The sequence below is a fragment of the Eudoraea sp. genome, assembly GCF_049665975.1.
GTDB lineage: Bacteria > Bacteroidota > Bacteroidia > Flavobacteriales > Flavobacteriaceae > Eudoraea.
The window spans coordinates 1-12,760 of sequence record NZ_JBATGR010000261.1 but is presented as its reverse complement, the minus strand read 5'-3'; the positions used below and the strand labels follow the sequence as shown (position 1 = coordinate 12,760).

At 35.9% G+C, this 12,760-nt stretch carries 12 protein-coding genes; 6 read left to right on the top strand and 6 right to left on the bottom strand.

What is annotated here, in order from left to right; genetic code table 11:
• Positions 1 to 261, top strand: a 261-nt coding sequence (locus WBN20_RS09500; RefSeq protein WP_424281505.1) for an OmpH family outer membrane protein, incomplete at its 5' end; no start/stop codon positions are given.
• A gap of 87 nt (positions 262 to 348) precedes the next feature.
• Here WBN20_RS09500 and WBN20_RS09495 read toward each other — a convergent pair.
• Positions 349 to 747: a DoxX family protein gene (locus WBN20_RS09495; protein WP_424273390.1), complete on the bottom strand. Its 399-nt coding sequence runs from the start codon at positions 745 to 747 to the stop codon at positions 349 to 351.
• Between the two features lie 53 nt (positions 748 to 800).
• Entirely contained in the window at positions 801 to 1,952 is a 1,152-nt protein-coding gene (locus WBN20_RS09490; RefSeq protein WP_424273394.1) for an ATP-binding protein, read from the bottom strand.
• Between the two features lie 107 nt (positions 1,953 to 2,059).
• Here WBN20_RS09490 and WBN20_RS09485 point away from each other — a divergent pair, with 107 nt between their 5' ends.
• The 3 genes from WBN20_RS09485 (at position 2,060) to WBN20_RS09475 (ending at position 5,996) form a co-directional block, all read left to right on the top strand.
• A complete protein-coding gene (locus tag WBN20_RS09485; protein ID WP_424273389.1) occupies positions 2,060 to 3,253 on the top strand; it encodes a phosphoglycerate kinase in 1,194 nt (397 codons plus the stop codon).
• Between the two features lie 117 nt (positions 3,254 to 3,370).
• Positions 3,371 to 5,005 (top strand): LysM peptidoglycan-binding domain-containing protein, encoded by a 1,635-nt coding sequence (locus tag WBN20_RS09480; RefSeq protein ID WP_424274483.1) that lies wholly within the window; start codon positions 3,371 to 3,373, stop codon positions 5,003 to 5,005.
• A gap of 10 nt (positions 5,006 to 5,015) precedes the next feature.
• Positions 5,016 to 5,996, top strand: a complete 981-nt coding sequence (locus WBN20_RS09475) for a DUF4837 family protein (protein WP_424274482.1) — start codon at positions 5,016 to 5,018, stop codon at positions 5,994 to 5,996.
• 75 nt (positions 5,997 to 6,071) lie between these two features.
• Here WBN20_RS09475 and WBN20_RS09470 read toward each other — a convergent pair whose 3' ends face one another.
• The 4 genes from WBN20_RS09470 to WBN20_RS09455 form a co-directional block, all read right to left on the bottom strand.
• On the bottom strand, positions 6,072 to 6,242 hold the full coding sequence (locus tag WBN20_RS09470) for a DUF6747 family protein (protein ID WP_424281504.1): 171 nt from the start codon (positions 6,240 to 6,242) through the stop codon (positions 6,072 to 6,074).
• Between the two features lie 243 nt (positions 6,243 to 6,485).
• On the bottom strand, positions 6,486 to 6,656 hold the full coding sequence (locus tag WBN20_RS09465) for a DUF6747 family protein (protein WP_424273209.1): 171 nt from the start codon (positions 6,654 to 6,656) through the stop codon (positions 6,486 to 6,488).
• Between the two features lie 201 nt (positions 6,657 to 6,857).
• Positions 6,858 to 9,764, bottom strand: a complete 2,907-nt coding sequence (locus WBN20_RS09460) for an OmpA family protein (protein ID WP_424281503.1) — start codon at positions 9,762 to 9,764, stop codon at positions 6,858 to 6,860.
• Between the two features lie 386 nt (positions 9,765 to 10,150).
• A complete protein-coding gene (locus WBN20_RS09455) occupies positions 10,151 to 10,336 on the bottom strand; it encodes a twin-arginine translocase TatA/TatE family subunit (RefSeq protein WP_297696181.1) in 186 nt (61 codons plus the stop codon).
• A gap of 200 nt (positions 10,337 to 10,536) precedes the next feature.
• Between WBN20_RS09455 and WBN20_RS09450 the strand changes: the two genes are divergently transcribed.
• On the top strand, positions 10,537 to 11,406 hold the full coding sequence (locus WBN20_RS09450; protein WP_424281502.1) for a M23 family metallopeptidase: 870 nt from the start codon (positions 10,537 to 10,539) through the stop codon (positions 11,404 to 11,406).
• Positions 11,407 to 11,411: 5 nt separating this feature from the next.
• The coding region (locus WBN20_RS09445) for a GH3 family domain-containing protein (RefSeq protein ID WP_424281501.1) at positions 11,412 to 12,760 on the top strand (1,349 nt) is incomplete at its 3' end.

Here is a 12,760-nt window from a genome sequence, read left to right as displayed (position 1 = left end):
GAGTATGGGTTGTTGCAACAAAAGGGTCAGTTTATAGGCCAACAATTACAGCAGGAAGAACAACAAATGCAATCGGAAGGTCAAATTGAAATGGATAGCCTGATAAGTAAAGTAAAGAAGGAGATTAATAGCTACGGGAAAAGTAATGGCTTTACTTATATCTTAAGCGGGGGAGATGGTGGTAGTGTGCTCTATGGAACTGACACAAAGGATCTTACTCAAGACATTTTGAAAATCCTAAACGAGCAGTACAAGAACTGATATCGGGGGTTTATTTACTAATAAAGCTCTTATAAAAAAATTTCTTTAAAGTCAAAAGAAAGGTTAATCTGGTGTGTTAATTTTGATTTAAGGCTGTAGTAGATAAACAAGGAAAATTGCTGGAATAAAATAGATTGCAATAGTTCTTGCTCCATCATAATCTTTAGCGACTCTTTGTCCAAACAGTAGCATAAGCAAGGCAATACATGACAAGATTGCTCCATAAAATGCAAATGTACCTTCTCCGATAAAAATTAGTTGATACAACCCTAGTGCACATAAAGCACCTGCAATGACTTCCATTAGAAGTATAGTAGCTAACAGCAATGGAACGAGGTTTTTTAATGGCGTATCCTTAAAATGCCCTTTCAACCAACCCAGATTTCCTTTCCAATCAATTATTTTGTCAATCCCGCTTTGTAAAAAAGTAATTATAAGGAACAGTAATATTAAAAGTGCCGCCGTATTATTTAGTATGTTTTCCATAAGATATTTATATAACTATTTTATTATCAAGTACTTGGAGAAAATTAAAATGACTAGGCCGCTGATTTATGCAACAGACGAGTTAGTCTTATGGATAAATCCGTTAGTATAATTTTTGAATTCCCGTTGCGCTCTATATGATAAATAGCCTCTTCCAATTCGGATACGATAGATAAAATATTTCTCTCGTGAATAAAAGGGGCAAACTTCTCAAGTTGAAAGCCGTCAATATGTATGCGCATATAAACCAATTCTTTTACATTATAATTCAACAGCATGGCCTGTCTCATAACCGCTAAACAATATTTTAGAAATTTTTTCTGAGTTTCTCTTCCGGTTTTGGCCACTTCATCACTCCAGAGAATTAATTCGTGAATTGCCGCTTTATTACCTTTTGCTTTAAACGCACTGCGAACCCATTGAACAAACCACTTTTCAAAAATTAATTCTTCAGAATCTTTGTTCATAAGATCCATGGCTTTGTTAAAGTTCCCGTTCGCTTCATGGGCAACCCTTAATGCTTCTTCTCTCACCAGACCTTTTTCTATCAATGCAGCGGCAATTACATCTTCAGATAAAGGCGGAAAGTGCAATATCTGACATCTTGAACGTATCGTTTGCAGGATTTGTTCTTCGTCTTCTGCAATAAATAAGAATACAGTTTTATCAGGAGGCTCTTCAATTAATTTAAGCAATTTATTTGAAGCGGCTGTGTTCATAGTTTCTGCCATCCAAAGAACCATTATTTTGTATCCGCCTTCATAGGATTTTAAGGAGAGTTTTTTTACAATATCATAAGCTTCGTCAACCCCAATTTGCCCTTGTTTTTTTTCCGTACCAATAAGTTGGTACCAGTCAAAAAGATTTCCATAAGGCTGTTCTTTTACAAATTGTCGCCATTCTTGTAAATAATTATTACTTACAGCATGTGATTTTACTTTATCTGAATTGGATACTGGAAATGCGAAGTGTAGATCTGGATGTGATAAAGAAGCACATTTCAAATTGCATGAATCCTCAATAGGAAGGTTCTCACCACCTGAATTCTCACACAACAAATATTGAGCATATGCCAGAGCAGTTACAAGCGTACCGCTGCCCTCGGGACCAACAAATAATTGTGCGTGTGGTACGCGCCCTGCATCAGCACTCGACCAAAGATGATTTTTAATATGAGAAAGCCCTAGAATATCCTTGAATAACATACCTTCAAATATAGGACATTTGATCATCTAACAATAAATTTTTGGAGCCCCCTTTAACTGAACTGTATTAATCTTTACATTTGCCATTCTCTAAATAATTATTACGAATGAAAACAATAGATGATTTTAATTTCAAAAATAAAAAAGCTTTAGTACGGGTAGATTTTAATGTTCCATTAGATGGCGATTTTAATGTAACAGATTCTAATCGAATTGAGGCGGCCAAACCAACAATAATTAAAATCCTGGAAGACGGCGGAAGCGCAGTTCTTATGAGCCATCTGGGGCGACCTAAAGGAGAGCGAGTGCCCGCACTATCATTATCACATATTTGTGATAAAGTATCAGAGGTCCTGGGTGTCCAGGTAAAGTTTGTAGATGATTGCGTTGGTGAAAAGGCCGAAAAAGCGGTAGCAGAATTGGAAAATGGAGAAATACTTTTGCTAGAAAATCTTCGCTTTTATGCTGAAGAAGAAAAAGGAGATGCATCCTTTGCACAACAATTGGCACACTTGGGAGATATTTTTGTCAATGATGCCTTTGGCACAGCGCATAGAGCTCATGCATCAACGACAATTGTTGCTGGTTTTTTTCCTGATAAAAAATGTTTTGGGTACCTGTTGGCAAAAGAAATTAAAGCTATAGATAAGGTTATGAGAACAGGAGAAAAACCTGTTACAGCAATACTTGGAGGCGCCAAAGTCTCATCAAAAATCACTATTATTGAAAACATCCTTAGTAAGATAGATCACCTTATAATAGGGGGTGGGATGACCTATACCTTTATTAAAGCACAAGGGGGTAAAGTAGGAAATTCAATTTGTGAAGATGATAAAATGGAGCTGGCACTTTCCATACTTCAGAAAGCTAAAGAACAGGGAGTTCAGGTTCATCTTCCAGTAGATGTCATCGCTGCTGATGACTTTGATAACAATGCAAACACGAAGATTGTTGCTGTTGATGATATCCCTGATGGCTGGCAAGGGTTAGATGCCGGACCAAAGACTTTGGAGACTTTTAAAGAAGTTATACTTTCCTCTAAAACTATCTTGTGGAATGGTCCCGTAGGTGTTTTTGAAATGGAGAGCTTTGCGAAAGGGACCATATCCGTTGGTAATTTTATTGACGAAGCCACAAGAAACGGGGCATTTTCATTGGTTGGAGGAGGAGACTCCGTAGCTGCTGTAAAACAATTTGGGTTTGAAGATAAAGTAAGCTATGTGTCTACTGGCGGTGGTGCAATGCTGGAAAGCCTTGAGGGCAAATCCCTGCCCGGGATTGCGGCAATATTAGAGACATAAAGGCGTTATCGATAAACGGGTATTTTTGTTTATTATAAATAGTTTAAGAAGCATTATTTTAGTTTTTCATAAAAAAATGCGATTTTCGCTTACACCCTTCGGCCAAAAATCAGATATATGACTGCATTTAGAGAAATCATTCTTTCTATTTTTCTTCTCGTTTTTGTTGGGCCATTGTTGGCACAAAAACAAGACACACCTCCTATTTTGGATGACGGATCCTCAATAAATAAATCGACGAACGAAAAAGTTGAATTAATTAAAAAAACAATTAACCTGAATGCTGCATTCAAGGAGACCTCGACAAAAAAAGACAATTCATTTGAATCTACTGCGATAAGTGAAGGCTACAACCTTAAGGATAATTCTAAAGCTGCTAAATACGACAGTCTTTGGATGAAAGAATTATATGAAAACGCAAGCCTATATGATGACATGTATAATTATGTCTCAAATCTGGAAACAGACTCCTTAAAACAACTTACAATTGATACTGAGGTCCTAAAGGAACGACTGGAATTGCTTAATCAGAAAACGCCATTTAACATCGCATACAACCCTTCACTCGAAAGAGTAATTCAATCTTTTTTGTTGCGGAAGCACGAATTTATAGAACGCATGATTACCGCAAGCCAGTTTTATTTTCCCATGTTTGAGCAGGAATTGGACAATTACAATATTCCTCTGGAAATAAAGTATCTGGCTATCGTAGAATCTGCATTAAACCCCAGGGCAAAGTCAAGAGTGGGCGCTACAGGTCTTTGGCAATTTATGTATAGTACAGGTAAGATGTATGGATTGGATGTAAGTAGTTATGTAGATGAACGTAGCGATCCAATTAAATCAACTGCAGCAGCATGTAAATATCTGTCTAAACTTTATGAAACCTTTGGAGACTGGGATTTAGCTTTGGCTGCGTACAATTCGGGTCCCGGTAATGTAAATAAAGCTATTAGAAGATCGGGGGGTTATACAAATTATTGGAATATTAGAAGAAATCTTCCCAGAGAAACTGCGGGTTATGTACCGGCATTTTTAGCTACTATGTATTTGTTCGAGTACGCGAACGAACATGGAATTAAACTAAATAAGGCTGAACGGCCTTATTTTGAAACTGATACAGTACATGTTAAAAATCTAATAACTTTTGATCAAATATCAAAACTGGTCGGCGTAAGTAATGAAGAGTTAAAAGTTCTTAATCCTTCATACAAATTAGATATTATTCCCAAAGTAAAAGGCAAAGAATATTTCTTAAGACTTCCAAAAGATGCTATGGGTAAATTTGTAGCCAACGAGGCAGCTATTTATGCATTCGCAGAAAAAGAGAATAAAAGCAAAGAAAGCGCCTTGCCGAAATTGGTCACTGCTGAGGACAGAATTAGATATAGGGTAAGAAGCGGGGATTATCTTGGCAGGATAGCTGAACGTTATGGAGTTGGGGTTAGCCAAATTAAAAAATGGAATGGCCTTAGAGGTAATAATTTAAGAATTGGGCAACGACTCACAATATATCCCAGAAAGCCTGTAACTGTCGCTTCTTCAAATAAAAAGACATCAATAAAATCTACACCTGCAGTTAGTTTTTCAGGCAATTCTAAAGTGCATACAGTAAAAGAAGGCGATTCATTATGGACTATCTCCAGAAAATATCCCGGAATTACTATTGAAAAATTACGACAATGGAACGGTATTAGCGGTAACAATCTACAGCCGGGCACAAAATTGAAACTGTGCGATTGTTCATCCTAAAATGAATTATATGAAATACTTTGGAACGCTATTTTTATCTCTCTTTTTATTGGTTTCTTGTAACGATAAAAATAAAAAGGCATATAAACCAATTTCGGTTGGCGCAATAAATTCGCTCGCCGTGGTAATGGATAATGATCTTTGGGAAGGTGAGGTTGGTGATAAAGTGAGAGAACATTTTGCAGCACCTATTCTAGGGCTTACCTGGAACGAACCCCAATTTACGATAGAGCATATGCCCCTCCAGGTATTTACAGGGATGACACGCCATAGACGTTCCGTTTTGTTTGTGAGTTTGGACACCCTGGATTTAGCGCATATAAAAACCGATCTATATGCAACACCGCAAAAAGTAGGCGTAATTAAGGGAAGAACACAAGAAGAAATTATCGATAATTTGGATGCCCAGTCAGATAAGATTATTACGTCTTTCAAAAAAACAGAGATGGAAGAAGCGCAAAAAAGATTTTTGCGTTCCCTAAATAAAGACACTGTATTGCAATCCAAATTTAACATTTCTCTTAGACTGCCTTCTATATATAAGATTGATAAAGTGGAGGATAATTTTATTTGGATAGACCGTGAAATTCCTAAAGGAACCATGAACATAATAGTATACGCTATGCCTTGGGACAGTTTTGAAAATGATACAACTTTCGTCAAAGACATTGTAAAGATGAGGGATTCTATTGGCAAAAAGTATATCCCGGGACCAGATATACCCAATAAAACAACCTATATGGTTACAGAGAAGGCATTTGCGCCTTATGTTTTCCCTGCGGAAATTTCGGGTAAAAAAGCCGCGGAAGCCAGAGGCATCTGGGAAATTGAAAATTATCCTATGGCAGGCCCTTTTTTGACCTTTATAATAAACGATAAGGAAAATAACAGAAAGCTGATCCTGGAAGGATTTACTTTTGCTCCTGCAACCAACAAAAGAGACTATATGTTTGAACTTGAAGCTATTCTTAAAACAGTACAGTTTAATTAGACTCAAATAGCATTTATTTAAAAAGGCCCTGAAAATATATTTTCAGGGCCTTTTTAAATTTTATACCTCCGATAATTAATCAAATGCAAAACCGGTGGCTACTCTAAAGATAAAAGCATAAATGGTAATGAGTAGCAGAGCAAAACAAAACCAGGAAAATACTTTGAAATATTTATTAAGAAAAATGTTCGTCCAATTTCTGAAAGCTTCTAAATAGAGTTCTTTAAATAGTAATATTTTATCCATATAGTGTCTTTTATGAAGTTAATTAAGACAAATATCTTTTTATGGTATTAATTTGGTATATAAATCGGTTAAAAAGCGTAAATATTTGGCGTACGAACAGGCTTGCTTTGAAGAATCCTTGAAAGGCATGAAATAGGCGTTTAAATGCACGAAGAACGAGCTTTGTCAGATTGCCTAGGTAATCTATAGAAAATAAAAAAGCGCCCGGTTAAAGGCGCTCTTTGGTATTTAGGTTGCTTGGTGTTAATCGAAAGCAAATCCCGTAGCTACTCTAAACAAAAATGCATAAAGCACAATGATAAAAGAGACAAAACAAAACCAGGAAAATACTTTGAAATAATTCTTTATTATTACATGGCCAAGATTTTTGAAGGCCTCAGTATAAATTTCTTTAAAAAGTAAAATATGCTTCATAGGTTGGAATTTAAGGTGTAAGACTATATTTATAACTAAATTTTCTTTTGATACGTATTTCAGGATGTATGTTTGTTGTGAAAGCGCTTCATAGGGTTGTGAAAATCAATAGATTAGAGAGAATCTTTGAGCAAAAGCAATCTACTTATTAACTCCTAAGCAGAAACACTAAGAATGTTTTTGATGCAGTGCCTCTTTGAACTACATCTTTACAATTATGAACTCTGAACGCCTGTTGAGCTGATGTTTGGCTGAAGTACACCTAATAGTACCGTCACATTCGTTGAGTAATCTTTCTTCTCCGTATCCAATAGCACTTTGTATGCGATCAGGAGAAATTCCCTGTGATATCAGATAGTCCCGTGTAGACTTTGCTCTTTTATCTGACAGGTATTTATTATAAGCCCTTTTACCTCTGGAATCTGTATGGGCTTCAATTTTGATAACCATTGTTTTATACTCATTCATTACTTCAACTAACTTATGTAGTTCATTAGCCGCATCCTTTCTTATATAAAACCTGTCAAAGTCAAAGAAGATCATGTCAATTTTAAGTTTTTTGATTCCATCTTCTATTGCAATAAGCTCTTTGAGTTTTTTCAGGGATACGTCGGTCTGAACTAACTCATTATCTTTGGTATCAACAGTTTGTTCGTCTTCAAAGTAATCGCCTTTTACGGTCTTTAGAATATACTTTGTAGTGCTCTCCAGATCTTCGAATACAAAGTTCCCATCCTCACCAGTAACCACTTCTTTCAATTTAATATTGTTTTCATCCAGGAGCATTACCAAAGCTTCGGGCATTACTTCCCCTGTAACTAAATCTGTCACAACGCCTGCAATAGCATTTTCATTTGCTTCTTCAGGCAGTAATCTTTGAAATGAATAAATATCATCATCCCCTTTACCACCTCTTCTGTTTGATGCAAAAAAACCCTTTTGAGTTTCTTCATCAACAATATATGAGAAGTCGTCTTTTTTACTGTTTATTGGTTGACCTGCGTTCCTTACCTCCAGAAACCCGACTTCCTCATCATAAGCAACCTCATATATATCTAACCCACCCAGACCAACATGTCCATCGGAAGAAAAATAGAGTTTCTTTTCATTAATAAACGGAAACATCTCCTTTCTTTCGGTGTTAATTTCGGGACCAAGATTTCTTGGCTCAGAAAATTGACCATCACTAAGTACATCAACCACAAAAATATCGGTCATACCAATGCTTCCCGGCATATCGGAAACAAAATACAATTGTTTTCCATCCGGGCTAAGGGCAGGATGACCGGTAGAAAAAGCATCACTATTAAAAGGAAGTTCTTTCCCTTCAGTCCATTCACCATCTATTTTTTTGGACATGTATATTTTCAGATTATTATTGCCATTTTTATCTCGTTTTAGCTTTTTGCCATAATTGTTCCTCGTGAAATACATGGTTTGATTGTCCGGCGAAAAAGTGACAGATGCCTCGTGGTACTTAGTGTTTACCTTTTTAGAGAATTTTATTGCATCTTTAACTTCCTGTGATTCCTTATTTATCTTAGCGACATATAGATCAAGATAGGGCTGATTATTCCATTTATACCGTCTGGTATTAAAAAAAGATGAGTCCATAGCTGAAGAAAACACCATCTCATCATCATTATAGAACATCGGAGAGAAATCGGAATACTTTGTGTTTACCGCCAGGTTTGCAATGTTAATTGTTTCCTCCGTATTTAATATATTGTCTAGAACAATTTCATTGGGAGTTGCCCTTGATAAATCTTCCAATGCACGCGAATTTCCTTTCTTCATTTCTCTATCATACAAGCGCATCAAGCGTTTGGCTCTTGCGTACTTCCCGGTACCCTTTGAAGAATTGGCATATTTAAAGATATTCTCAGCAGACATCTCATTTTGATAATTAGTATATAGCTTATCATACCAGTAATAAGCTCTTTCCATATTGGTGTTATAGTAATGTGAATCTCCTGCCTTTTCTATTATCTTAAAGGATTGATTATTGGGGTCTAGCTCCAGTACCTGTTCATAAAGTTCTGCAGCTTCAGCATACCACATTTTACCAAAATATAAATCAGCCTTTTGAAGCAGTTTATCATTAGTAAAAACGGAGGACCCATTTTTTAGATTTTTGGAAGGACTAAATAGGCTATAATTTTTCGAATCGATTTTATTGAAGGATTTTGAAACTGGGTTTTTATCTTTCTCCAATATATGTAAATCCCCTGAGGCTCTAACTTCGTTTGGATCAAAGACATTCATGATCCACAATTTATCCTTATAGGTTCCATTTAGATTAGACATACAGGCATTTATTGCCTCTTCCCAGTCTTTAGATTCTTTGATGTAAACATAGTTTAAGCCACTTTCCGGATGAGTTGCTACTTTGGAAGCCAGACTTATTTTACTTAGTTTTTTCTGGAATGATTTAACATTTTGGACATCCCCATAAACACCAGCAACGATATAGTAGCCGTTCTTTAAACCCTTAAACCCGGGAACTATCCTGCCCGCAATTTTATTCTCCTTTGCTGCTCTTATAAATTCCTTTGAAGTATTGCGTGTATTTTCTTTTAATTTTTTGCTATCGATTACTGAAGTATTTGTAACCTGCGGTGATATACTTCCCTGAACATTCATAATCCATACCTCGGACAGATATTTCCCATTCATTGCAGTAGAGCATGAGTTAATGGCCTCTTTCCAATTCTCATGTTGGGCCAGAGAAACATAGTTTAATTTGCTGACAGGATGAGTAATGATAGAAGGATTTAGTTGATTAAGCCTCAATTTTTTAGCAAATTTATTGGCATTTGCAGGATCTCCGTAGACTCCGGCAATAATGTAGTATCCATTTTTTGCGGCTGAAAAATCTTTGACTAATCTTGTAGGAATGCCGTATTCCCGGGCCATTCGTTTAAAAGCAACATCGGTATTGGGTGTTGAAGTCTTAACATCATCAGTAAAAGCTTCGATCTTTGAATTATAATTGTTTTTTACATCTATCGACGTCAATTCTACTATAGATTCATTAACATGCGAACGCACCCCAATGGTTGTTAGAAATATTAGAGGAAGGAGAAGCTGTATTAATTTTGTATTCATTAGTTCAAAAGCTTGGGAAATATGACTATCTGCCGTTGTATTATTTTTTAAAAGTTGCGGCAGGGATTCACCAATATCATTGTTTTAACGACGAAATTAGAAGTATTAATACTCCTGATTTATTTTTTGTTGTGAAAGAGATGTTTTTTGTCGTGTACGATCAACTTATGTATTTCATCGATAAAAAGGAAGGTAGATTGTCTGTTTTATTCTGTATGGAAAGGATTACAAAATAACTGGAAATGCGGTATCAAATTGTCTTTTAGACCATTAAAATAACTTAAATATAAATAAAACGATAGGTATATAACAAAAAAATATTCTTTTTAAATCCATAAAAAAAAGCGCCAATGATGGCGCTTTATATCTAACAAGAAATTACTTTATTATTCTTCTTTCTTTTCCTCAAGTTGATCGTCTTCTTTAGAGGCATCTTTAAATTCTTTAATTCCACTTCCCAAACCTCTCATTAATTCGGGTATTTTTTTGCCCCCGAATAAAAGTAAAACAACCATAACGATAATAGCTATTTGCCAGGGACCTATTGCTAAAAAGGTAATTAATGATACCATAATATTTTAATTTATTGGATTACAAAGGTACTAAAAAAGTACTTATATTATTGTTAATAGTAACGGGAAGATCTATTTTAAATTGTAAAAGTCAAAAAATCCGTCCAATCCGTAGATTAAATATAGGTAGAAATTAAGAAGACTATAAATTTAATTGGTATTTACTGCTTAATTCAAATCGAAGTTTATCTTTGTGTTTTATGGCTAAAAAAGGAAAAAAGAGAAAAGAAATACGGAGAAAGCTTCTGCATAAGTACCGCCTCGTAATACTTAACGAAAGTACTTTTGAAGAAAAGATTTCTTTTAAACTTAGCAGGCTCAATGTATTTGTTACCGGATCCCTTTTTATTATCGGACTTATTGGGCTAACAACTTTACTTATTGCTTTTACACCTTTAAGAGAATATATTCCCGGCTACTCGTCTACTAAGCTTAAAAGACAGGCAACAGAATTAACGTACAAGACAGACTCTCTGGTTACAGTGTTGAATTATACCAATAAGTATTTAAGTAATATTCGTATGGTTCTGCGAGGTGATATTGAAAACAATCAAATTAATAGAGACTCACTTTTTGAACAGTTTAAAATAGACCCATCGACAGTAGATCTTAGTCCAATCAGAGAAGACTCAATTCTAAGAGCAGAAGTTGCTTTGGAAGATAAGTACAATCTTTTTGAAAGCGATAAAGAGGGTGAGGGCCTTGTGTTGTTTTCACCAGTTAGCGGGACAATTTCTCAGGAATATGATGCACAAAACAAGCATTATGCTGTAGATATTGTTGCTCTTAAGGATACTCCGGTCAAAGCAGTAGCGGCCGGAACAGTAATTTTTTCTGAATGGACCACTGAAACAGGTTATGTCATAATTATGGAGCATAAAAACGGAATACTTTCAGTCTATAAACATAACGGCTCATTAAACAAAGGCCAGGGCGACTTTGTCCGGGCCGGAGAGGTTATTGCTTCTGTGGGAAACACGGGAGAATTAACTACCGGGCCTCATTTACATTTTGAGCTGTGGAATAAGGGTAATCCTGTGGACCCGGCTGATTATATTGATTTTAACTAGAAAGGATGTCATTAAAATCTTTAGCAGCCAGAATTTTTGCGAAAAACATAGCGCGTAAAACAGCAAAGTGGGCCAGTGAACCTTTAAAAAGTCAGGAAAAGGTCTTCAAACATATCCTGCGGAAGGCTGAAAACACAAAATTTGGGATTGATCATAATTTTAAACAAATAGAGAGCCACTCAGAATTTGTAAATGAAGTTCCAATAAGAGATTATGAAGCTTTACGCGAGTATGTGGAACAGGCGGTAGCGGGCAATCAAAATGTTCTTTGGCCCGGAAAGCCAATCTATTTTGCCAAAACCTCTGGAACGACATCAGGGGCCAAATATATTCCCATTACTTCTGAATCCATCAAAGAACAGGTTCTCGCCTCAAGGAATGCAATTCTGAATTATATCTATGAAACCGCTAATTCCGATTTTGTTGATGGGAAGTGGATTTTTCTACAGGGAAGTCCGGAATTACATGAGAAAAACGGGATTAAACTGGGAAGATTATCAGGTATTTCTGCACATTATGTTCCCAACTACCTTCAAAAAAACCGTTTGCCCAGCTGGGAAACAAATTGCATTGAAGACTGGGAAACTAAGGTGGAAAAGATTGTTGAGGAAACAATAAATGAAGACATGACGCTAATTGCAGGCATACCTTCATGGGTTCAGATGTATTTTGAAAAATTAAAATCCACAAGCGATAAAAATATTGGTGAACTATTCAAAAATTTTAATCTATTTATTTATGGAGGGGTCAATTATGAGCCCTATAGGGCAAAGTTCGAAGAACTTATTGGCCGCAGGGTGGATAGCATAGAATTATTTCCGGCAAGTGAAGGGTTTTTTGCTTATCAGAACTCTCAAAAGGAAGAGGGCATGCTGTTATTGTTAGACTCAGGCATCTTCTATGAATTTGTAAAGGCAGATGAATTTTTTGAGGAGCAACCAAAACGGCTTACTATCGGTGAAGTGGAATTGAACACAAACTATGTCATGATTATTTCTACCAACGCAGGTCTTTGGGGATACAATCTTGGCGATACCGTTCGGTTTATTTCAACAACACCTTATAAAATTGTAGTTACAGGTCGCATAAAACATTTTATTTCCGCATTTGGGGAACACGTCATTGCAAAAGAAGTTGAAGTTGCAATGCAAAAAGCTGTTGAGGCTTGTGATGCTTCTATAAATGAGTTTACCGTAGCACCGCAAATTACACCAGAAAAGGATGAATTACCATACCATGAGTGGTTTATCGAATTTGAAAGAAAACCTTCAGACATGTCTAAATTTATTGAAATTCTTGATACTTCTCTTCAACAACAAAACAGTTACTATTTTGATCTGATAGACGGTAAAAT